This is a genomic window from Serratia sp. CY40230 (genome assembly GCF_052168835.1).
Taxonomy (GTDB): domain Bacteria; phylum Pseudomonadota; class Gammaproteobacteria; order Enterobacterales; family Enterobacteriaceae; genus Serratia; species Serratia nematodiphila.
The window spans coordinates 24,999-47,234 of the sequence record NZ_JBJNLX010000006.1 but is presented as its reverse complement, the minus strand read 5'-3'; the positions used below and the strand labels follow the sequence as shown (position 1 = coordinate 47,234).

Sequence of the window (22,236 nt, the reverse complement as noted above, 5' to 3'; positions counted from 1 at the left end):
TTTTGATCGCGTTGCGGGAGAAGAGTGACCTCAAGCGAAGTCAGCACCATCCCTCTCTTCTTAGCGCACAAATTCCCTATCGGCCTGCACCTTCGTCACGTATTGTCAGCAACAATGCTTGCAAAAAAGGGTGAACTTTTAGGGCGGAATACGGTCAAAAATTGCAGCAAATGTTAAGGTGCCCGGCGTGTGGAACCGCTTTTGCTTCAGCAACTGCCGTAGAATCAATCATTTCCCCGCTGTAATAATCACCTGCATGATTTTGTATTCTCATAGAGAGGGTTTGAATGACCAAAGAAATGCAAACTTTAGCCTTAGTACCCCAAGGTAGCTTGGAAGCCTATATCCGGGCAGCCAACGCCTATCCGATGCTGACGGCAGAGGAAGAGCGGGAGCTGGCTGAACGGCTGCATTATCAGGGCGATCTGGATGCCGCTAAGCAGCTCATCCTGTCTCACCTGCGCTTTGTCGCTCATATTGCCCGCAACTATTCAGGCTATGGTCTGCCGCAGGCGGATCTGATTCAGGAAGGCAATATCGGCCTGATGAAAGCCGTTCGCCGCTTCAACCCTGAAGTCGGCGTGCGTCTGGTTTCCTTTGCGGTGCATTGGATTAAGGCGGAAATCCACGAGTACGTATTGCGCAACTGGCGCATCGTGAAAGTGGCGACCACCAAAGCGCAGCGCAAGCTGTTCTTTAACCTGCGCAAAACCAAACAGCGTTTGGGCTGGTTCAACCAGGACGAAGTGGAACTGGTGGCCCGTGAGCTGGGCGTAACCAGTAAAGACGTGCGCGAGATGGAATCTCGCATGGCGGCGCAGGACATGACGTTCGATCCGACTCCGGACGACGAGGCCCGCGATGGCCAGTCGATGGCGCCGGTGCTGTACCTGCAGGACAAGAGCTCGGACTTCGCCGAAGGCATCGAGGAAGATAACTGGGAAAGCAACGCCGCAGACAAACTGGCCTATGCGCTGGAAGGTCTGGACGAGCGCAGCCAGCATATCATTCGTGCCCGTTGGTTGGACGACGACAACAAGTCGACGTTGCAGGAGCTGGCCGATCAGTATGGCGTTTCCGCCGAGCGCGTGCGCCAGTTGGAAAAGAACGCCATGAAGAAACTGAAAATGGCGATCGAAGCCTGAGTCGATGCGAGATTCGATAAAAAAGCCCGGCAAGCCGGGCTTTTTAGTGCCTGAAATCCGGCGCTATGGCGCCACGGCGGCAAAGTCTGGCGCCGGGCAGTCGTAGCCGAATTTTGCCGCCCACGGGTAGCGGGTGCCGGTGTTGATGTAGCGCTGATAAAGCGCCCGGCCGGTTTTGGCGTCGCGCTTGATAACCCAGCTGGCGGCGTTACACAGCACGGCGGCATAGGCCTGGCTCTTCGGCGGCAGCAGATCGGCCGCCTGCTGCGCCAGCCCAACCGCCTGCCAGCGATAGTGCAGGAAACGGTTGTCTTCCGCCGGTAGCGCCGCCTTGGCGCGTGCCGCTTCCGCACTGTCGATCCAACTTTTGTGCTTCAGCTCGCGGGTATCGAACGCATCCCCCAGATAGGAATAGCCGGCGCCATAGATGGCGTAGTCCGGCGTCATCTCATAGCCGGTAAACTCCAGCCCCTGGGCGCGCAGCAGGTTGGCGGCGCGATAGTAAGCCTGCGCACGCGCCAGCGGTGCGGCGGATTTGTCCTTGGCGGCCTTCAGCTCGTCGGCGTACTGCTGCGCCGCCTGCCGGTAGTTGGGGATATCGAAGTAGGCCAGCGCCTCCGGGGCTCTTCCGGCGCGCATCAGCCGCCGCGCCAGCAGTTCGCGCAGCTGCACCTCCGGCGTGATCTGCTGGCCGCCGTAGTCGTCCGGGTTAACCGGCTTGAGCGGCGTCGTCGGCGCCGGGGCGTGCTTATCGACAAAGCCTTTCAACTCATCGACGGTCAGCACTCGCTCCGCCACATCGGCCACGTCGGCCCAATAGAGCGCCTTGCCGCGATACAGCAGGTCCATCGCCTGCAGATAATCGCCGCGGTTCAGCGCCAGAATAGCCTGTTCGCCGGCCACCCGGCATTCGGGCACGATGGTTTCCGCAACGAAGTCGGCGTTGCGTTGCTCGCCCCAGCTTTCGTCGGCGGGGAACGCGCTTGCCGCCTTGGCGTAGGCGGCGGTGGCGGCTTTCACATCGCCGTCGCGCAGCGCCATTTTGGCGCGCAGCCACCACGCCAGGCCGCTGTCGCCGGCGTTTTTCAGCAGGCTTGCCGCCATCGGGTACTGCCCGGAGCGGTAAGCCAATGCCGCCAGCCGATCGCTGCCGGCGAAGCCGCTTTTCACTGAGCCGTCCAGCAGCGTCAGGATCTGGTTGATGATTTGTGCGGAGCGGCCGTTGCCGTCGGTATCCGCCATTTGCAGGTTGCCGCTGCGGGCGAACAGCTCAATGGTCACCAGCTGTTGGATCAACGGATCGCCGATAACCTGCTTCAGCGTGTCCAAATGGTCGGGATTGACCAGGAAGCTGGAGACGTACTGCAGTGACTGCCCGCCGCTCGGATCGCCCTGCGCCGCCTGCTGTGCGTACAGGTGGGCGGCGGGGGCGACGTCACCCAGCCACAGGTGGATGCGCGCCTGCTGCCCAAGGCTGCTCAGCGCCAGCTGATCGGGATCGGCGGTACCGTTTTTCACCCGGTCGATCACCTGCTGGAATGCCGTCAGCGCCTGTTCAAGCGCGGCTTTTGGCGGGTGCTCGGCGGCGGGGGCCGCTTCACCGGATTCGTTCACCGGCGTTCCGTGGTCCGCCATCAGTACGCGGCCAAGCGAATACTGCGCCCGCAGTCCCCAGTCGCCCTGCTCGGCGGCCGGTAGCTTCAGCACCTGCTGGAAATAGTCTGCGGCGCGCGGATCGTGGCTGGCGAAAGCGACGGCGCCCAGTTGATAGAGACGCGCGGCGTTGGACAACCCCTGCGTATTGACGGCGTCAGCCTCTTCCACCGTTTTGGCGGCGCGCATTTTGCCGATCGCTATCGTTTCCGGCGATTGCGGCATCGGTTTCGGCGGCATCGGCGGCGGCGGGGCTTGCCAGTGCGGCAACTGTTTATCCATCGGCACCAGCCGGCCGGCTTCGAAGGCGAAATTGCCCTCCGGCATATACAGCAGGGTGCCGTTGCGATCGATCAGCAGCCGGTTAGGAAAATCCGGGCCACAGGCATAGCCGCCCAGCGGCAGTGCGGCGCCGATCAGCATGGCCAGCGGAAGAAGGCGGCGGGTGTTCCGTGCCGCGCGCGAATCAAGGTGTGACAAGGGTGCCTCCTGGCGTCAGTTGTTGGCAGCGCAGCCAGCCCAACGGCCGGGATTGCCCGGCGCGCAGCTGGTCGCCGCTGATGCGAATAAAGCGTTGCCGTTGCGGTGCGGATTCCAGCCGGTAGTTGCCGACCGCGTCCGCCGCCAGGCAGTCGTCGGCGCGGATGATGACTTCTTGCGGCAGCGGGGCGTCCACCGGCCCGTTGTTATGAATTATCAGATCATACAGCCCGTTTTGCTGTGGCTGAGGCCTAAATTTTACCTGCCAGTCGACATTCAGCGGCCGCCGTTCGATCACTGCTCGCAGCGTGGCGAGCGACCAGGCACGCCGATCGTCCGCCAGCGGCAAGCGGAACCAGATAATGCCGCGCAGCCGGGGCGGCGTTTGCTGCGCCAGCGTTTGCAGAAAATCGGCGATCTGCTGCGGCGCGACCGTCAGTTCGCGGCCGTTGCCCGCCACGCGCAGCGAGGATTCGCTCTCCACCTGCGCGCCCTGCGCATCAAACCCCAGCAGCGCCATGCCGTAGGCTGGCAGCGCGACGCGAAACGGCTTCGGTGTGACGGCGGCGTACTGCCGCACCCAGCGCAGTGCCAAGGGGCCGTCAAACAGCCCCTGCTGCGGCGAGAGCACCGCATGCACCTGCAGGACGGAGCTGTCAGCCTGTTGCAGTACGCCGGGCAGGTCGGGCGAGCCGATCCAGGCCGGCAGGGCGGTGATGCCGAGTTGCAAAGCGGCGGGCAGCCGTTGGCGCAGCCGCTGCAGAAAGCGTTGGTAGTCCGGCAGGCGGGCGGTGGCGGCGTCATGATCGATCTCGACGCCGGTGACGGGCAGCCCGGCCGCCTGCCAGCGCTGGGTGAGCGCCAGCACACGCTGGATAATGGCTTCTTGGTCCAGCTGCGGCAGCTGGCCGTCGAGGCGCGCCACCAGCCAGAGCGGGCGGCCGTCCTGCTTCAGCAGGCTGAGATCGGCCGGGATTTCCCGCCAGCCTTCGCGTGGATGCACCTGCAGCGCCAGCACGCGCAGCGCGCCGAACAGATCGCGGCTGTGCGCCAGCGCATCGGCGTGCTGCGGCGTCCAGACCCGCTGCCAGACATAAACCTGCTGATCCCAGTCTGAGGCCAGGCGCAGCGCCTGCTGGCGCCCGAGGAACGCGGCCGCCAGCCCCAGCGCAATCAAGACCAGCGCCGCCAACCGGCGTTTCATTTTTGCCAGAGATCGCCCTGCGGTGCGAAGCCGCAGGCGCGCATGAAGTTCTCGACTTCCCCGCGTTCGCGCGGTGCCAGGCCGGCGGTCGACAGCTGCCAGTGAGCGACCTGCGGCAGCTGACGCTGCGCATCCTGCACCAGGTAAAGACCGACGCCGCGGCGGCGCGTCACTTCGCGCACCAGCAAGTCCTGCAGCTCGGCGCGGTCATCCTGCAGCGCAATTTTCACCGCGCCCAGCAGACGCTCGTTGAAGCGGGCGGCGAACAGCGCCTTGCCGCCGCTCAACCAGCTCTGCCACTGTTCCGGCTGCTGATGCGGCCAAATTTTACCGAGATCAATAAGGTCTTGCGGGGACAGCGCGGTCAGGCGCTCGATGGTCAGTTTCATGCAGAATTTCCGCGCAGCTAAATGATGCCGACAGTGTAATAGATCTTGTGCAGAGCGTTGTGTAAGTTTTTCTGTACGATTACTGTGCAATATGTTTTTTGCACGGGGCATTTTCCGAGTAAATAGTTAGTAAAGGGATTGTTAACCAGCACAACGCGCTACGCCTCAAGGTAAACGGCGCAGATTTAATTCGAATTTTATCCTGTTTACACCGCTTGTTTCTGCCTGATGAAGTTGATTTGCAGCAGAAAATTCCTGTTTAATGGCATGAAAAATAAAGTCTTATTAGAAAATAATGCCGACAAAGCGCCTAAATCATTATTACTTATAACAAAAGCGGTCAATAACGATCGGGCGCAGGCAAACACAACAGGTACGTTCACAACGACAGATGGGGATTTGCGGATGAAATTAACAACAGGTAAGGCACTGCTGGCGGGTTGCATTGCGATGGCCATGAGCCAGGCGACTATGGCGAAAGACATCAAGGTGGCGATCGTCGGGGCGATGTCCGGCCCGGTCGCGCAGTATGGCGACATGGAGTTTACCGGCGCGCGCCAGGCGATTGCCGACATCAACGCCAAGGGCGGCATCAAGGGCGACAAGCTGGTCGGCGTGGAATACGACGACGCCTGCGACCCGAAACAGGCGGTTGCGGTCGCCAACAAGGTGATCAACGACGGCATTCGTTACGTGATTGGCCACCTGTGTTCCTCTTCCACCCAGCCGGCGTCCGATATCTATGAAGACGAAGGCGTGATCATGATTACCCCGGCGGCCACCAACGCCGATCTGACTACTCGCGGCTACAAGATGATCCTGCGCACCACCGGTCTGGATTCGGATCAGGGCCCGACCGCCGCCAAATACATCCTCAGCGACATCAAGCCGAAGCGCATCGCCGTGGTGCACGATAAGCAGCAATACGGCGAAGGCCTGGCGCGCTCGGTGCGCGACAGCCTGAAAAAACAGGGTACCGAAGTGGCGATGTTCGAAGGCATCACCGCCGGCGACAAAGACTTCTCCACCCTGGTGGCGCGCCTGAAGAAAGAGAATATCGATTTCGTGTATTTCGGCGGTTACTACCCGGAAATGGGCCAGATCCTGCGTCAGGCCAAACAGGCCGGGTTGACCACCCGCTTCATGGGGCCGGAAGGCGTGGGTAACTCCTCGCTGTCCAACATCGCCGGCGCCGCCTCGGAAGGCATGCTGGTGACGCTGCCGAAACGCTACGATCAGGTGCCCGCCAACCAGCCGATCGTCGATGCGCTGAAAGCCAAGAAGCTGGATCCGACCGGCCCGTTCGTCTGGACCACCTATGCCGCGCTGCAGTCGCTGACCACCGGGATGGAGCGCAGCGGCAGCCAGGAGCCGGCGGACATCGTCAAGGATCTGAAAACTGGCAAACCGGTGGACACCGTGATGGGGCCGCTGACCTGGGATGACAAGGGCGATCTGAAAGGCTTCGAGTTCGGCGTGTTCGAGTGGCATGCCAACGGCACGTCCACACCGATCAAATAAGCCATAATGATTAGGGTGGGGCGCAGCGTGCTGCGCCCGGCGGGTCGGCTTGCCGGCCCCGTCTCCCTTTACCCGCCGGTTCTCCGTCGGCGGGTTTCGCAGCCAAGGGTTCAGAGTATGTCAGAGCAGCTCCTCTATTTTCTGCAGCAGATGTTCAACGGCTTAACGTTGGGCAGCACCTATGCATTGATCGCCATCGGTTACACCATGGTTTACGGCATCATCGGCATGATCAACTTCGCCCACGGCGAGGTGTACATGATCGGCAGCTATGTCTCCTTTATCGTTATCGCCGCCCTGATGATGCTCGGCATCGACGTCGGCTGGTTGCTGATCGGCGCCGCGTTCCTGGTCTCGATCGTCATCGCCAGCGCCTACGGCTGGAGTATCGAGCGGGTGGCCTACAAACCGGTGCGCAACTCCAAGCGTCTGATTGCGCTGATCTCGGCCATCGGCATGTCGATATTCCTGCAAAACTACGTCAGCCTGACGCAGGGTTCGCGCGATCTGGCGCTGCCCAGCCTGGTGACCGGCCAGTGGGTGCTGGGGGAAAGCAACGGCTTCGCCGCCACCATCAGCACCATGCAGCTGACCATCTGGCTCGTGACCTTCCTGGCGATGCTGGCGCTGACGCTGTTTATCCGCTATTCACGCATGGGCCGCGCCTGCCGCGCCTGCGCGGAAGACCTGAAGATGGCCAGCCTGCTGGGCATCAACACCGACCGGGTGATCTCGCTGACTTTCGTCATCGGTGCGGTGATGGCGGCGGTGGCCGGGGTGTTGCTCGGCCAGTTCTACGGCGTCATCAACCCTTACATCGGCTTTATGGCGGGTATGAAAGCCTTTACCGCTGCGGTCCTGGGTGGCATCGGCAGCATTCCCGGCGCGATGATCGGCGGCCTGGTGCTGGGCGTGGCGGAAGCGCTGACCTCCGCTTATTTGAGCACCGAATACAAAGACGTGGTGTCGTTCGCGTTGCTGATCGTGGTGCTGCTGATCATGCCGACCGGCATTCTTGGGCGTCCGGAGGTTGAGAAAGTATGAAACTCAATCTGCTTAATGCGCTGATCGCCACGGCGGTGCTGTTCGTGATGGCGTCGTTCCTGATGGGCATGCAGCTCAGCCTGGACGGCACCAAACTGGTGGTGCACGGCGCGGCGGAAGTGCGCTGGATGTGGATCGGCATCGGCTGCGTCATCGTCTTTTTCTTCCAGCTGTTGCGCCCGCTGCTGCAGCAGGGCCTGAAAAAGGTCTCCGGCCCGGCGTTCGTGCTGCCGAGCTTCGACGGCACCACGCCGCGGCAAAAGCTGCTGGCGGCTCTGTTCATCGTCGCGGCGGTCGCCTGGCCGTTCCTGGTGTCGCGCGGCACGGTGGATATCGCCACCCTGACGCTGATCTACGTGATGCTGGGCCTCGGCCTCAACGTGGTGGTGGGCCTGTCCGGTCTGCTGGTGCTCGGCTACGGTGGTTTCTACGCCATCGGCGCCTACACTTACGCGCTGCTGAATCACTATTACGGTTTCGGTTTTTGGGAGAGCCTGCCGCTGGCGGGTATCGTCACCGCCGCCTTCGGCTTCCTGCTCGGTTTCCCGGTGCTGCGGCTGCGCGGCGACTATCTGGCGATCGTGACGCTCGGCTTCGGCGAGATCGTGCGCATCCTGTTGCTGAACAATACCGAGATCACCGGCGGGCCGAACGGCATCAGCCAGATCCCGAAACCGACCTTTTTCGGCCTGGAATTTAACCGCAGCGTGCGCGACGGCGGTTGGGATACCTTCCATAACTTCTTCGGCCTGAAATACGATCCGAGCGATCGCATCGTGTTCCTGTACCTGGTGGCGCTGCTGCTGGTGGTGCTGACGCTGTTCGTCATCAACCGCCTGCTGCGCATGCCGCTCGGGCGCGCCTGGGAAGCGCTGCGTGAAGACGAGATCGCCTGCCGCTCGCTGGGCCTCAGCCCGACGCGCATCAAGCTGACCGCCTTTACCATCAGCGCCGCCTTCGCCGGGTTTGCCGGCACGCTGTTCGCCGCGCGCCAGGGTTTCGTCAGCCCGGAATCCTTCACCTTCGTCGAGTCGGCCTTCGTATTGGCGATCGTGGTGTTGGGGGGCATGGGCTCGCAGTTCGCGGTCATTCTGGCGGCGATCCTGCTGGTGGTGTCGCGCGAGCTGATGCGCGATCTGAATGAATACAGCATGTTGCTGCTGGGTGCGCTAATGGTGCTGATGATGATTTGGCGGCCGCAGGGGCTGTTGCCGATGAAACGGCCGCAGCTGAAGCTGCAGGCGGCGGACATTCACGCGGGCAAGGGGGAACAGGCATGAGCGTTCAACCTTTACTTCAGGTGGAAGGCCTGTCGATGCGTTTCGGCGGGCTGCTGGCGGTCAACAATGTGGCGTTGACGCTCAATGAAGGCGAAATCGTGTCGCTGATCGGCCCCAACGGCGCCGGTAAAACCACGGTATTCAACTGCCTGACCGGTTTTTACCGCCCGAGCGGCGGCACCATCAAATTGCGCGATCGCCATCTGGAAGGGCTGGCGGGGCAGGCCATTGCCCGTATGGGCGTGGTACGTACCTTCCAGCATGTGCGGCTGTTCCGTGAAATGACGGTGATTGAGAACCTGCTGGTGGCGCAGCATCAGCACCTGAAAAGCGGCGTGTTCGCCGGGTTGCTGAAAACCCCGGCCTTCCGCCGCGCCGAAGCCGAAGCGCTGGCGCGCGCGGCGGAGTGGCTGGAGCGCGTCGGCCTGCTATCGATGGCCAACCGTTCGGCGGGCAACCTGGCCTACGGGCAGCAGCGTCGGCTGGAGATCGCCCGCTGCATGGTGACCCGGCCGGAGCTGCTGATGCTGGACGAACCGGCCGCCGGCCTCAACCCGAAAGAGACCGACGAGCTGGATCATCTGATCGTCGAGCTGCGCGATCGGCATAAGGTCTCGGTGCTGCTGATCGAGCACGACATGAAGCTGGTGATGGGCATTTCCGATCGCATTTACGTGGTGAATCAGGGCACGCCGCTGGCGCAGGGCACACCGGCGGAGATCCGCAACAACCCGGACGTGATCCGGGCTTATTTGGGCGAATAATAATATGTTGTCATTCAATCAGGTATCCGCCCATTACGGCAAAATTCAGGCGCTGCATCAGGTCAGTCTCACGATAAGTCAGGGCGAAATCGTGACGTTAATCGGCGCCAACGGCGCCGGTAAAACCACGCTGCTCGGCACCCTGTGCGGCGAACCGCGCGCCAGCGAAGGCAGCATCGTCTTTCAGGGCCAGGACATCACCCAGTGGCAAACCTCGCGCATCATGCGTGAAGCGGTGGCGATCGTACCGGAAGGGCGGCGCGTCTTCTCGCGCATGACGGTGGAAGAAAACCTGGCGATGGGTGGCTTCTTCGCCGATCGTCACCAGTATCAACAGCGCATCGAACGGGTGTTCACGCTGTTCCCGCGCCTGCTGGAGCGCCGAAGCCAGCGTGCCGGCACCATGTCCGGCGGCGAACAGCAAATGCTGGCCATCGGCCGCGCGCTGATGAGCCAGCCGAAGCTGCTGCTGCTCGACGAACCTTCGCTTGGGCTGGCGCCCATCATCATCCAGCAGATCTTCGACATCATTCAGCAGCTGCGGGAAGAGGGCATGACTATCTTCCTGGTGGAGCAAAACGCCAATCAGGCGCTGAAATTGGCGGACCGCGGTTATGTGCTGGAAAACGGCCGCGTGGTGTTGGAAGATACGGGGGCTGCATTGTTAGCCAACGAAGCAGTGAGGTCGGCGTATCTGGGCGGTTAATCCGCCCCCCTACGAATTAAAATAATCAGGTACGAGAAGAAGAAATGAAGACAGAAGGGTTACTCGCGCAGCGCATCGTTAACGTAAAAAGTTCGGCCATCCGTGAATTGCTTAAGCACAGCAAGATGGAACACGTCATTTCGCTGGCGGGCGGCATCCCCTCTGATGCGCTGTTCGATTTTGAAGGATTGAGCATTGCCACCCAGCAGGCGATCACCGAACAGCCGAAAAGCGCGTTCCAGTATGGCCTGACCGAGGGCAGCCCGCTGCTGCGTGAGCGCATTTGCGCGCTGTGCGCCGAGCGCGGCGTCACCGCGCGCGCGGAAGAGGTGATGGTCACCGCCGGTTCTCAGCAGGCACTGGATTTGGTGATGCGCGCCATCGTCAACCCGGGCGACGTGTTCGTGGTGGAGCGCCCGACCTACCTGGCGGCGCTGCAAACGCTGGAACTGGCGGAAGCCAACATCATGTCGGTCTCGTCCGACAGCGACGGCATGGTGGTGGAAGAGCTGGCCGAGCTGCTGAAAACCCAGCGTATCAAGGGCGTGTACGTGGTGCCGAACTTCGGCAACCCGAGCGGCATCACCCTCAGCGCCGCGCGCCGCGAACTGCTGGTGAAGCTGGCCGCCGAACATAACTTCCTGATCATCGAAGACGATCCGTACGGCGAGCTGCGTTTCACCGAAGAGCGCCACCCGACGCTGCATCAGGTGTCGCAGCGGGTGCTGGGCAATACCGACCACATCATCTATACCTCGACCTTCTCCAAGATCCTGGCGCCGGGCCTGCGCCTGGGCTGGGCGATCTTGCCGCCGTTCCTGCTGCATAAAGTAGCGATCATCAAACAGGCGGCGGATCTGCACGCCAGCGCCCTGTCGCAGAGCATCGTCGAATGCTACCTCGGCCTGGATCGCCTGCCGGCCCAGATCGACAAGATCCGCGCCGCCTACAAACAGAAGGGCGAGATCATGGCCGGTTTGGTGGAGCAGGAGCTGGGCGACTACATCACCTTCGATAAACCGAAGGGCGGCATGTTCCTGTGGGCGCGTTTCCGCCAGCCGTTCAACGCCACCGAATGGCTGAACACCACGCTGCAGCAGGGCGTGGTGTTCGTGCCGGGGGAATACTTCTTCTCCGACAACCCGGATCGTTCGACCTTCCGCCTGTCGTTCGCCACCGCCACCGAGCAGCAGATGCAAGAAGCGGTGGCGCGCCTGCGCCGTTCGCTATAAGCCTCGCGGCGGCGGAGCCGATGCCCGCCGCCGACATCAAACCGCCATCTTCACTTCACCTTGCCGTCATGTGGCTGTCATCTAACGGTTATTTTTCTGTCATCCGCGCATGGCATGTTAGCTTCCGAACAAAAAACTGATTCTTTTCGCTCACGCGCTTTTACACCAGCTTTTTCAGGAGTTAGGCATGCTCACCTACGCTATTCGCAAAACCACGCTGTGCGTCGCATTGACCCTGGCGGTCAGCGCCCAGGCGCTGGCGGCGACAGAAATCCCGTTCTGGCATTCGATGGAAGGCGAACTGGGTAAAGAAGTGGACTCTCTGGCGGATCGCTTCAACCAGTCGCACAGCGACGTCAAGATTGTGCCGGTTTATAAAGGCAACTACGAACAGAGCCTGGCGGCGGGTATCGCCGCTTACCGCTCCGGCAAGGCGCCGGCGATCTTGCAGGTTTACGAAGTGGGCACCGCCACCATGATGGCCAGCAAAGCCATCAAGCCGGTCTACGAAGTGTTTAAAGAGGCCGGTATCAACTTCGACGAATCGGTGTTCGTGCCGACGGTGGCCGGCTATTACACCGACAACAAGAGCGGGCATCTGCTGTCGCAGCCGTTCAACAGCTCCACGCCGGTGCTGTACTACAACAAAGACGCCTTCAAAAAGGCCGGCCTGAACCCGGATCAACCGCCGAAAACCTGGCAGGAACTGGCGGCAGATACCGCCAAGCTGCGCGAAGCCGGCATGAAGTGCGGTTACGCCAGCGGCTGGCAGGGTTGGATCCAACTGGAGAACTTCAGCGCCTGGCACGGCGTGCCGTTTGCCAGTGAAAACAACGGTTTCGGCGGCACCAGTGCCAAGCTGGAGTTCAACCAACCGCTGCAGGTCAAGCATATCGCGCTGCTCGAAGCGATGAACAAGAAGGGTGATTTCACCTACTTCGGCCGCAAAGACGAATCCACCGAGAAGTTCTACAACGGCGATTGCGCCATCACCACCGCCTCTTCCGGTTCGCTGGCGGACATCAAGCACTACGCCAAATTCAACTACGGCGTCGGCATGATGCCTTACGATGCCGACGCGAAAAACGCGCCGCAGAACGCCATCATTGGCGGGGCCAGCCTGTGGGTGATGAACGGCAAAGACGCCGCCACCTACAAGGGTGTAGCCGAATTCCTGCAGTACCTGGCGCAGCCGGAAATCGCCGCCGAATGGCACCAGAAGACCGGCTATCTGCCGATCACCACCGCGGCTTACGACCTGACCAAGCAGCAGGGCTTCTATGACAAGAACCCGGGCGCCGACGTCGCCACTCGCCAGATGCTGAACAAGCCGCCGCTGCCGTTCACCAAGGGCCTGCGCCTGGGCAACATGCCGCAGATCCGCAGCGTGGTGGATGAGGAGCTGGAAGGCGTGTGGACCGGCAAGAAAACGTCTCAGCAGGCGTTGGACGCCGCCGTGCAGCGCGGTGACGTGCTTCTGCGTCGCTTCGAAGCCTCAACCAAATAACCCTGCGTCGCGGGCCCGGCGGACCGGGCTCGCGTCTTCACGCCGATCCTTCCGTGCCCGATTAATGGTTTAACTGCTATGTCATCTTCCCGTCCCGGTTTCGGCTGCAGCTGGTTGCCCTATGCATTGGTGCTGCCGCAGCTGCTGATTACCGCCGTCTTCTTTTTATGGCCCGCCGGCGAGGCGCTGTGGTATTCGGTGCAGAGTCTCGATCCGTTCGGCCTGTCCAGCCAGTTTGTCGGGCTGGATAACTTTAAGCAGCTGTTCCAGGATCCTTACTACCTCGACTCGTTCTACACCACGCTGATCTTCAGCTTCCTGGTGGCGGGCATCGGGCTGGCGGTCTCGCTGTTCTTCGCTGCGCTGGTGGACTACGTGCTGCGCGGCAGCCGCCTCTATCGCACGCTGATGATCCTGCCCTACGCGGTGGCGCCGGCGGTGGCGGCGGTGCTGTGGATCTTTCTGTTCAACCCCGGTCTGGGGTTGATCACCCACTTCCTCAATGGGCTGGGTTATAACTGGAACCATGCGCAAAACAGCGGCCAGGCGATGTTCCTGGTGGTGCTGGCCTCGGTATGGCAGCAGATAAGCTATAACTTCCTGTTTTTCCTAGCGGCGCTGCAGTCGATCCCGCGTTCGCTGGTGGAGGCGGCGGCCATCGACGGCGCCGGCCCGGTGCGGCGTTTCTTCCATCTGGTGCTGCCGCTGATCGCGCCGGTGAGCTTCTTCCTGCTGGTGGTCAATCTGGTGTACGCCTTCTTCGATACCTTCCCGGTGATCGACGCCGCCACCGGCGGCGGGCCGGTGCAGTCCACCACCACGTTGATCTACAAGATCTACCGCGAAGGCTTCGCTGGATTGGATCTCTCCAGTTCCGCCGCGCAGTCGGTGATCCTGATGCTGCTGGTGATCGGCCTGACGGTGATCCAGTTCCGCTTCGTTGAACGTAAGGTGCGCTACCAATGATTGAGAATCGACGCGGGCTGGACATCTTCAGCCATGTGATGCTGATTATCGGCGTGCTGGTGGTGCTGTTCCCGCTGTACGTGGCCTTTGTCGCCGCCACGCTGGACGACAAACAGGTGTTTCAGGTGCCGATGACGCTGGTGCCCGGCGGCCACCTGTGGGAGAACATCCGCAATATCTGGCAGGGCGGCGTGGGCAACCTCAAAGTGCCGTTCTCGTTGCTGCTGCTGAACAGCGTGATCATGGCGCTGGCGATCACCTGCGGCAAGATCGCGGTGTCGGTGTTGTCGGCTTATGCCATCGTGTACTTCCGCTTTCCGCTGCGCAGCCTGTTCTTCTGGCTGATTTTCCTCACCCTGATGCTGCCGGTGGAAGTGCGTATTTTCCCGACGGTGGAGGTGATCTCCAACCTCAACCTGCTGGACAGCTATACCGGCCTGACGCTGCCGCTGATGGCCTCGGCTACCGCCACTTTCCTGCTGCGCCAGTTCTTCATGACGCTGCCGGATGAGCTGCTGGAGGCGGCGCGCATCGACGGCGCCGGGCCGATGCGTTTCTTCTGGGACATCGTGTTGCCGCTGTCGAAAACCAATCTGGCGGCGCTGTTCGTCATCACCTTTATCTACGGCTGGAACCAATACCTGTGGCCGATCCTGATCACCAGCGACGCTTCGATGGGCACCGCGGTGGCGGGCATCAAGAGCATGATCTCCACTTCCGGCGCGCCGACCCAGTGGAACCAGGTGATGGCGGCGATGATTCTGACTTTATTGCCACCGCTGGCGGTGGTGCTTCTGATGCAGCGCTGGTTTGTGCGCGGTCTGGTTGATAGCGAGAAATAACGACGATGGCAGGATTAAAACTACAGGCGGTCACCAAGTCTTACGACGGTAAAACGCCGGTGATCAAACAGATCGATCTCGATGTGGCGGACGGTGAGTTCATCGTGATGGTCGGCCCGTCCGGCTGCGGCAAGTCCACGCTGCTGCGGATGGTGGCCGGGCTGGAACGCACCACCAGCGGCGATATTTATATCGATACCCGGCGCGTGACCGATTTGGAGCCCAAGGATCGCGGCATCGCGATGGTGTTTCAGAACTACGCGCTCTATCCGCACATGAGCGTGTACGACAACATGGCTTACGGCCTCAAGATCCGCGGTTTCGGCAAGGATCATATCCGCCAGCGGGTGGAGGAGGCGGCGCGCATTCTGGAGCTGGAGCCGCTGCTCAAGCGCAAACCGCGCGAGCTATCCGGCGGCCAGCGCCAGCGCGTGGCGATGGGGCGCGCCATCGTGCGCGAACCGGCGGTATTCCTGTTCGACGAGCCGCTGTCCAACCTGGACGCCAAACTGCGGGTGCAGATGCGCCTGGAGCTGCAACAGCTGCACCGACGCCTGAAAACCACCAGCCTGTACGTGACCCACGATCAGGTGGAGGCGATGACGCTGGCGCAGCGGGTGATCGTGATGAACAAGGGCGTGGCGGAGCAGATCGGCACCCCGAGCGAGGTATATCAGCGGCCGGCTTCGCTGTTCGTCGCCGGCTTTATCGGCTCGCCGGCGATGAACCTGCTGCCCGGCACCCTGAGCGCCGACGGCGGCCAGCTGCTGCTGGCGGACGGCATGGCGCTGCCGTTGCCGGCGGCCAAGCCGCAGTGGGCGGGGCGGCAGTTGACGCTGGGCATTCGGCCGGAGCATATTCAGCGGGTGGCGCAAGGCCAGGGCGTGCCGCTGCAGCTGCAGACGCTGGAACTGCTGGGGGCCGACAATCTGGCGCACGGCCAGTGGGGCGGCCACGGGGTGATCGCGCGGCTGTCGCATGAAACCTTGCCGGCGGCGGGCAGTACGCTATATTTGCAGCTGCCTGCTCAGGCGTTGCACTTCTTTGACACCCACAGCGGATTACGGATGGATTGATGACGAGACCCTGGCCTTACCCTCATATTGTCGCCCACCGCGGCGGCGGTTCTCTGGCGCCGGAAAACACCCTGGCGGCGATCGACGTCGGCGCGCGCCACGGCCACAAGATGATCGAGTTCGATGCCAAACTGGCGCAGGACGGACAAATTTTCCTGCTGCATGATGATACGCTGGATCGCACCAGCAACGGCTGGGGCGTGGCGGGCGAGCTGCCGTGGGATAAGCTGGTGCAGCTGGACGCCGGCAACTGGTACAGCTCGGCCTTCAAGGGCGAGCGGCTGCCGCTGCTGTCGGAGGTGGCGGAACGCTGCCGGGAACACGGTCTGATGGCCAATATCGAGATCAAACCGACCACCGGCAGCGACGACGAAACCGGCCGGGTGGTGGCGCTGGCGGCACGGCTGCTGTGGCAAGGGCAGACCGACCCGCTGCTCTCCTCCTTCTCGGTGGAAGCGCTGGCGGCGGCGCAACGCACCGTGCCGGATTTGCCGCGCGGCTTGCTGCTGGAGGACTGGGACGACAACTGGCGCGAGCTGACCGAACGTCTGGACTGCGTCTCGCTGCATATCGACCACAAGGCGCTGACTGCCGAACGGGTGACAGCGTTGAAAGACGCCGGTCTGCGCATTCTGGTGTATACCGTTAACCAGCCGGATCGCGCGCGCCTGCTGCTCGACTGGGGCGTTGACTGCATTTGCACCGACCGGATAGATTTGATTGGCCCGGAGTTCTAATCTGGCGCCGATGAATCCTGCGACGACAAGCCTTGCCGCCGCACCACCGGAAGGAATGCGATGCCTGGCTTTATCCTGTCACTGTGGCACCAGATGGTGCTGTCATTACCGCTGTTCGTCCTGATCGCGTTGGGTTATGGGCTGATTCGCTGGGGGAAATGGCCTACCAGCATCACCGATGGCCTGACGCGCTTTGTGTTTTCCCTCGCCTTGCCCGCCATGCTGTTTCGCATGATGTGCGACTTCTCGCAGCGTCCGGCGGTCGACGCTCGGCTGCTGATCGCGTTCTTCGGCAGTTGCCTGATCGTGTTCGTGCTCGGCCGTCTCGTCGCCCGGCACCTTTTCCGGCTGGATGGCGTCGCCGGGTCGGTGTTTGCGCTGGGTGGTATTTTCTCCAATAACGTGATGCTCGGTTTACCGATCGCCAGCGTGATGCTGGGGGAGGCGGCGATCCCGTCGGTGGCGCTGGTGCTGGTGTTCAACGGCCTGATCCTGTGGACGCTGGTCACGGTGTCGATCGAATGGGCGCGCAACGGCTCGCCGACGCTGGGGGGCTTTGCTAAAACCGCGCGCAGCGTGCTGACCAACCCGCTGATCGTCGGCATTTTGTCCGGCACGCTGTTTAGCCTGACCGGCCTGCCGCTGCCGGACTTCGTCGATCGGCCGGTCAGCATGCTCGGCCAGGTGGCGGCGCCGCTGTCGCTGGTGGTGCTTGGCATGGGGCTCGCCGAGTACCGCATCAGCGAAGGCTGGCAACTGAGCAGCGCCATCTGCGTGCTGAAGTTGCTGGTACAGCCGTTGGTGATTTGGCTGCTGGCCTGGATGATGGATCTGCCGCCGATGGAGACCCGCGTGGTGGTGGTGCTGGGCTCAATGGCGGTGGGGGTGAATGTCTACCTGATGTCGCGCCAGTTCAATACGCTCACCGGCCCGGCCGCCACCAGCCTGGTGATGTCCACCGTGCTGGCGGCGATCACCACGCCGCTGATCCTCACCGTTATGGGCGTGCGGGCGTAGCCGGCAGCGGGGCCTGCGGCACCGCCGGCGCGGTGCGGTTGAACGGATCGCGCGGCTGGTTGCCGTTAGGCAGCAGTTGGCCGCCGTTCGGCGTGGTTTGCAACAGCTGTTGCCGTTGATTGTCGAACTGGCGCTGCTGTTGCAGGCGGCGTTGATCCATCTGCCGGTTGTTCAACAAGCGCTGTTGCTGCGCCTGTTGGCTGTTTTGGTTGAGAAGCTGTTGCTGTGAACGCAGATCGGTTACGCCGTTGGCCGCTGCAGCCAGGCCGGGCAGCAACAGCAGAGCGAACAGGATGTGAGACGTTTTCATGATGGTTACCTCGCTTTTTTATTAAGCCTAACCCAGCGGTGAAATTTTGCTGGTAGTTTGTATTTTGTTCAAATGTAAACCGCCTTTTCGCCAACGCGGTGCCCATCTTCCGTTACAATCGCCCTTTCGGTCTTTTTAGGGTGAACCCATCGTGCTGCTTTTGGTTATAACCACCATTCTGTGGGCGTTTTCTTTCAGCCTGATCGGCGAGTATTTGGCGGGTCAGGTCGACAGCGGGTTTTCGGCGCTGGTGCGCATCGGGCTGGCGGCGCTGGTGTTCCTGCCGTTCCTGCGCTGGCGCAATATCAAGCCCAGGGTGATCCTGCTGTATATGCTGGTGGGCGCCTTCCAGCTGGGCATCATGTATCTGTTCAGCTTCCGCGCCTATCTCTACCTGACGGTACCCGAATTCCTGCTGTTCACCGTGTTGACGCCGCTGTACATCACGCTGATCTACGACTTACTGAGCGGCCGACGTTTACGCTGGGGCTATGTGTTCAGCGCGCTGCTGGCGGTGCTGGGCGCGGCGATCATTCGCTATCACCAACTGAGCGAACACTTCTGGTGGGGGCTGCTGTTGGTGCAGGCGGCGAACATCAGCTTCGCCATCGGCATGGTCGGCTATAAGCGCCTGATGGAAGTGCACCCCTTGCCGCAACACACCGCTTTTTCCTGGTTCTACCTGGGGGCGGCGGCGGTGGCGGTGGTGGCCTGGTTCCTGTGGGGCAATCCGCAGCAGTTGCCGACGACCAACCTGCAGTGGGGCGTGCTGATCTGGCTGGGCGTGGTGGCGTCGGGGCTGGGCTATTTTATGTGGAACTACGGTGCGACGCAGGTGGATGCCGGCACGCTCGGCATCATGAACAACATGCATGTGCCGGCCGGCTTGTTGGTCAACCTGGCCATCTGGCAGCAACAGCCGCACTGGCCGAGCTTTATCATCGGCGGGGCGGTGATCGTCGCTTCGCTGTGGGTGCACCGCCGCTGGGTGGCGCCGAAATAGCTCGGCTAAACGGGAGGGCGACAGTTTATACGCCGGCCGCCAACGCTTTGGCGCCGGTCGCGCCGGGGCGTGCCGCGTCGCGCACGAACGGCAGATGATCGCAGGCGTGCTGGCGGGCCGAGCGGATAAAGGCTTCGGTCACCGCCTGGCGCTGTTCGCCGTCGCGCACGGCGGCGTACAGGCGGCTCCACAGGCCGTCACCCAGGGTTTTGGTCACCACCAGCCCCTGCCGTTCGAAACTCTCCACCACCCAATGCGGCAGCGCCGCAATCCCCATCCGCGCCGAGACCATCTGGATCAGCAGCAGCGTGTTATCGACGTTCTTCAACGCCGGGTTGACGCCCGCCGGCTGCAGGAAATGCCGCCAGATATCCAGCCGCTGGCGCTGCACCGGGTAAATCAACAGCGTTTCATCGCTCAAGTCTGCCGGCTCGATGTGCGGCTTGCCGGCCAGCGGATGATCCGGCGCCAGCACCAGACGCACCTCGAAATCGAACATCGGCGAATAGTGCAGGCCGCTGCGCGGCAGAATATCCGACGTCATCACCAGATCCAGCTCGCCCTGTTGCAGGGCCGGCTGCGGATCGAAAGTCACGCCGGAGGTGAAGTCCATCACCACCTGTGGGAAACGCCGGCGGAAGTTGTCCAGCGCCGGCGTCAGCCACTGAATGCAGCTGTGGCATTCGATGGCGATGCGCAGCGTGGTCTGGTGCGGCTCGTGGCAGGCCTGCAGCGCCTGTGAGATTTGCGGCAGCACCTGTTCCGCCAGCTGCAGCAAGATCTCGCCCTGGGCGGTGAAGCGCAGCGGCTGGCTCTTGCGCACGAACAGCTTGAAGCCCAGACGTTGCTCAAGATCGCTGAACTGGTGCGACAGGGCAGACTGCGTCTGATGAAGTTGGGCCGCCGCCCCCGCCAGCGAACCGCTGCTGCGCAGGGCCTGCAGCGTCCGTAAATGTTTCAGTTCGATCATGAGAGTCCTTCACATTGACAGTGAATAAATTGCGCTTGTGGTTAATACAGTACCTGCTGATTATGGATGTGTAAACATCTGGACGGCTAAATGGGGAATAAGACGATGGCAATTTTGAATCACACACTGGGTTTTCCTCGCGTTGGGCTACGACGTGAGCTGAAAAAAGCTCAGGAAAGCTACTGGGCTGGCAACTCAACGCAGGAAGAGCTGTTGGCGGTTGGCCGCGAGCTGCGCGCTCGCCATTGGCAACAGCAACAGCAGGCCGGGGTGGATTTGGTGCCGGTCGGCGATTTCGCCTGGTACGATCATGTGTTGACCACCAGCCTGCTGCTGGGCAACGTGCCGGCGCGCCATCAGAATGCGGATGGCTCGATCGACCTGGACACGCTGTTCCGCATCGGCCGTGGCCGCGCACCGACCGGCGAGCCGGCAGCCGCGGCGGAAATGACCAAATGGTTCAACACCAACTACCACTACATGGTGCCCGAGTTCCAGCAAGGCCAGCAGTTCAAGCTGGGCTGGACCCAACTGCTGGATGAAGTGGACGAAGCGCTGGCGCTTGGTCACCGCATCAAACCGGTGCTGCTGGGCCCGGTGACCTATCTGTGGCTGGGTAAAGTGAAGGGCGAGCCGTTCGATCGCCTGTCGCTGCTGAAAGACATTCTGCCGGTTTACCAGCAGGTGCTGGCCGAGCTGGCGAAACGCGGCGTCGAGTGGGTGCAAATTGACGAGCCTGCGCTGGTGCTGGAGCTGCCGCAGGCCTGGCTGGACGCCTTTAAACCGGCTTACGACGCGCTGCAGGGGCAGGTTAAGCTGTTGTTGACCACGTATTTCGACAGCGTCGGCCACAACCTCGACACTATTCGCACGCTGCCGGTGCAAGGGCTGCACGTCGATCTGGTCGCCGGCCATGACGATATCGCCGCGCTGAGCGCCGCATTGCCGCAAGAGTGGCTACTGTCGCTGGGCGTGATCAACGGCCGCAACGTTTGGCGCGCCGATCTGAGCCGCTGGTTCGAACGGCTGCAACCGCTGGTGGGCACCCGCCCACTGTGGATCGGCACCTCCTGTTCACTGCTGCACAGCCCGATCGACCTGAGCGTGGAAAGCCGTCTGGATGAAGAAGTGAAAAGCTGGTTCGCCTTCGCGCTGCAAAAATGCGCCGAGTTGGCGCTGCTGGCTGCGGCGCTGAACGCGCCTGACGCGGCGAAACAGGCCGAACTGGACGCCTACAGCGCACCGATCCGCGCCCGCCGTCAGTCGAGCCGTGTGCATAACCCACAGGTTGAGCGCCGTTTGGCCGCTATCACCGCGCAGGACAGCGAGCGCCACAGCGCTTACGCCGAGCGCGCCAGGGCGCAGCGCGAACGTTTCAACCTGCCGGCCTGGCCGACCACCACCATCGGTTCGTTCCCGCAGACCACCGAGATCCGCGGCCTGCGTCTGGACTTCAAGCAGGGCCGTCTGGACGGCAGCAACTACCGCACCAGCATCGGTGAGCACATCAAACAGGCGATCGTTGAGCAGGAGCGCCTCGGGCTGGACGTGCTGGTGCACGGTGAAGCCGAGCGCAACGACATGGTGGAATATTTCGGCGAAAACCTCGACGGCTTCGTGTTTACCCAGAACGGCTGGGTGCAGAGCTACGGCTCCCGCTGCGTGAAGCCGCCGGTGATCATCGGTGACGTCAGCCGCCCGGAAGCCATTACCGTCGAATGGGCAAAATTCGCCCAGTCGCTGACCGACAAGCCGGTAAAAGGCATGTTGACCGGGCCGGTGACCATCCTGTGCTGGTCGTTCCCGCGTGAAGACGTGACCCGTGAAGTGATTGCCAAGCAGATTGCGCTGGCGCTGCGCGACGAGGTGGAAGATCTGGAAAAAGCCGGTATCGGCATCATTCAGATCGACGAACCTGCCCTGCGCGAGGGGCTGCCGCTGCGCCAATCCGACTGGGCCGCCTACCTGAACTGGGCGGTGGACGCCTTCAAATTGAACGCCGCCGTGGCGCAGGATGACACCCAGATCCACACCCACATGTGTTACTGCGAGTTCAACGACATCATGGACTCCATCGCCGCGCTGGACGCCGACGTGATCACCATCGAGACCTCGCGTTCCGATATGGATCTGCTGGAAGCCTTCAAAGAGTTCGAATACCCGAACGAAATCGGGCCGGGCGTCTACGATATTCACTCGCCGAACGTGCCGAGCGTGGAATGGATCGAAGCGCTGCTGCGTAAAGCGGCGCAGAACATCCCGGCGGAACGCCTGTGGGTTAACCCGGACTGCGGCCTGAAAACTCGCGGCTGGCCGGAAACCCGGCAGTCGCTGGCCAACATGGTATTGGCGGCGCAGCGTCTGCGCGAGCAGGCGTGATGGCGTGCGGC

The 22,236-nt window shown here is 62.0% G+C and carries 20 protein-coding genes; 15 read left to right on the top strand and 5 right to left on the bottom strand.

The features are described 5' to 3' along the window. Positions 1 to 287 precede the first annotated feature (287 nt). On the top strand, positions 288 to 1,145 hold the full coding sequence (gene rpoH / locus ACJ8IJ_RS20440) for an RNA polymerase sigma factor RpoH (protein WP_004934345.1): 858 nt from the start codon (positions 288 to 290) through the stop codon (positions 1,143 to 1,145). A gap of 63 nt (positions 1,146 to 1,208) precedes the next feature. Here rpoH and ACJ8IJ_RS20435 read toward each other — a convergent pair whose 3' ends face one another. Genes ACJ8IJ_RS20435 through panM form a run of 3 tightly spaced genes read right to left on the bottom strand, consistent with a single transcriptional unit; the run spans position 1,209 to position 4,871 of the window. Further along, positions 1,209 to 3,221 (bottom strand): hypothetical protein, encoded by a 2,013-nt coding sequence (locus ACJ8IJ_RS20435; protein WP_410003317.1) that lies wholly within the window; start codon positions 3,219 to 3,221, stop codon positions 1,209 to 1,211. Positions 3,222 to 3,264: 43 nt separating this feature from the next. Further along, positions 3,265 to 4,482 carry a DUF3142 domain-containing protein gene (locus ACJ8IJ_RS20430; protein WP_442518892.1) on the bottom strand — a complete coding sequence of 406 codons (1,218 nt, stop codon included), beginning with the start codon at positions 4,480 to 4,482 and terminating at the stop codon, positions 3,265 to 3,267. Further along, a complete protein-coding gene (gene panM / locus ACJ8IJ_RS20425) occupies positions 4,479 to 4,871 on the bottom strand; it encodes an aspartate 1-decarboxylase autocleavage activator PanM (RefSeq protein ID WP_015376288.1) in 393 nt (130 codons plus the stop codon). The genes ACJ8IJ_RS20430 and panM overlap by 4 nt, the downstream gene beginning before the upstream one ends. 405 nt (positions 4,872 to 5,276) lie before the next feature. Between panM and ACJ8IJ_RS20420 the strand changes: the two genes are divergently transcribed. The 12 genes from ACJ8IJ_RS20420 (at position 5,277) to ACJ8IJ_RS20365 (ending at position 17,563) form a co-directional block, all read left to right on the top strand. Continuing rightward, positions 5,277 to 6,392 (top strand): branched-chain amino acid ABC transporter substrate-binding protein, encoded by a 1,116-nt coding sequence (locus ACJ8IJ_RS20420; protein ID WP_442518893.1) that lies wholly within the window; start codon positions 5,277 to 5,279, stop codon positions 6,390 to 6,392. A gap of 117 nt (positions 6,393 to 6,509) precedes the next feature. Further along, positions 6,510 to 7,436 (top strand): high-affinity branched-chain amino acid ABC transporter permease LivH, encoded by a 927-nt coding sequence (gene livH / locus ACJ8IJ_RS20415; protein ID WP_015376290.1) that lies wholly within the window; start codon positions 6,510 to 6,512, stop codon positions 7,434 to 7,436. Then, on the top strand, positions 7,433 to 8,716 hold the full coding sequence (locus ACJ8IJ_RS20410; RefSeq protein WP_442518894.1) for a high-affinity branched-chain amino acid ABC transporter permease LivM: 1,284 nt from the start codon (positions 7,433 to 7,435) through the stop codon (positions 8,714 to 8,716). The genes livH and ACJ8IJ_RS20410 overlap by 4 nt, the downstream gene beginning before the upstream one ends. Then, positions 8,713 to 9,480 (top strand): high-affinity branched-chain amino acid ABC transporter ATP-binding protein LivG, encoded by a 768-nt coding sequence (gene livG / locus ACJ8IJ_RS20405; protein WP_004934389.1) that lies wholly within the window; start codon positions 8,713 to 8,715, stop codon positions 9,478 to 9,480. The genes ACJ8IJ_RS20410 and livG overlap by 4 nt, the downstream gene beginning before the upstream one ends. A 4-nt stretch (positions 9,481 to 9,484) precedes the next feature. Then, positions 9,485 to 10,186: a high-affinity branched-chain amino acid ABC transporter ATP-binding protein LivF gene (gene livF, locus ACJ8IJ_RS20400; protein WP_015376292.1), complete on the top strand. Its 702-nt coding sequence runs from the start codon at positions 9,485 to 9,487 to the stop codon at positions 10,184 to 10,186. 44 nt (positions 10,187 to 10,230) lie between these two features. Next, positions 10,231 to 11,418 (top strand): aminotransferase-like domain-containing protein, encoded by a 1,188-nt coding sequence (locus ACJ8IJ_RS20395; RefSeq protein WP_325962709.1) that lies wholly within the window; start codon positions 10,231 to 10,233, stop codon positions 11,416 to 11,418. A 187-nt stretch (positions 11,419 to 11,605) separates the two neighbouring features. Continuing rightward, positions 11,606 to 12,925 (top strand): sn-glycerol-3-phosphate ABC transporter substrate-binding protein UgpB, encoded by a 1,320-nt coding sequence (gene ugpB, locus ACJ8IJ_RS20390; protein WP_442518895.1) that lies wholly within the window; start codon positions 11,606 to 11,608, stop codon positions 12,923 to 12,925. Positions 12,926 to 13,003: 78 nt separating this feature from the next. After that, complete coding sequence (gene ugpA / locus ACJ8IJ_RS20385) at positions 13,004 to 13,891, top strand: sn-glycerol-3-phosphate ABC transporter permease UgpA (protein WP_015376293.1); 888 nt, start codon at positions 13,004 to 13,006, stop codon at positions 13,889 to 13,891. Beyond that, entirely contained in the window at positions 13,888 to 14,733 is an 846-nt protein-coding gene (gene ugpE / locus ACJ8IJ_RS20380) for a sn-glycerol-3-phosphate ABC transporter permease UgpE (protein WP_004934403.1), read from the top strand. The genes ugpA and ugpE overlap by 4 nt, the downstream gene beginning before the upstream one ends. Before the next feature lie 5 nt (positions 14,734 to 14,738). Next, on the top strand, positions 14,739 to 15,809 hold the full coding sequence (locus tag ACJ8IJ_RS20375) for a sn-glycerol-3-phosphate import ATP-binding protein UgpC (protein WP_004934406.1): 1,071 nt from the start codon (positions 14,739 to 14,741) through the stop codon (positions 15,807 to 15,809). Then, entirely contained in the window at positions 15,809 to 16,546 is a 738-nt protein-coding gene (gene ugpQ, locus ACJ8IJ_RS20370) for a glycerophosphodiester phosphodiesterase (protein ID WP_049186115.1), read from the top strand. The genes ACJ8IJ_RS20375 and ugpQ overlap by 1 nt, the downstream gene beginning before the upstream one ends. Before the next feature lie 60 nt (positions 16,547 to 16,606). After that, positions 16,607 to 17,563: an AEC family transporter gene (locus tag ACJ8IJ_RS20365; protein WP_049186113.1), complete on the top strand. Its 957-nt coding sequence runs from the start codon at positions 16,607 to 16,609 to the stop codon at positions 17,561 to 17,563. On the opposite strand, the gene ACJ8IJ_RS20360 is transcribed toward ACJ8IJ_RS20365, so the two are convergent. Then, positions 17,544 to 17,873, bottom strand: coding sequence for a hypothetical protein (locus tag ACJ8IJ_RS20360; protein ID WP_016929457.1), 330 nt, complete (start codon positions 17,871 to 17,873; stop codon positions 17,544 to 17,546). The genes ACJ8IJ_RS20365 and ACJ8IJ_RS20360 overlap by 20 nt on opposite strands. 151 nt (positions 17,874 to 18,024) lie before the next feature. Between ACJ8IJ_RS20360 and ACJ8IJ_RS20355 the strand changes: the two genes are divergently transcribed. Next, positions 18,025 to 18,876 (top strand): carboxylate/amino acid/amine transporter, encoded by an 852-nt coding sequence (locus ACJ8IJ_RS20355; protein ID WP_049186111.1) that lies wholly within the window; start codon positions 18,025 to 18,027, stop codon positions 18,874 to 18,876. Between the two features lie 25 nt (positions 18,877 to 18,901). On the opposite strand, the gene metR is transcribed toward ACJ8IJ_RS20355, so the two are convergent. After that, a complete protein-coding gene (gene metR / locus ACJ8IJ_RS20350) occupies positions 18,902 to 19,846 on the bottom strand; it encodes an HTH-type transcriptional regulator MetR (RefSeq protein ID WP_171453170.1) in 945 nt (314 codons plus the stop codon). 90 nt (positions 19,847 to 19,936) lie between these two features. On the opposite strand from metR, the gene metE reads away from it, so the two are divergent. Next, entirely contained in the window at positions 19,937 to 22,225 is a 2,289-nt protein-coding gene (gene metE / locus ACJ8IJ_RS20345; protein ID WP_442518896.1) for a 5-methyltetrahydropteroyltriglutamate--homocysteine S-methyltransferase, read from the top strand. Positions 22,226 to 22,236 lie beyond the last annotated feature (11 nt).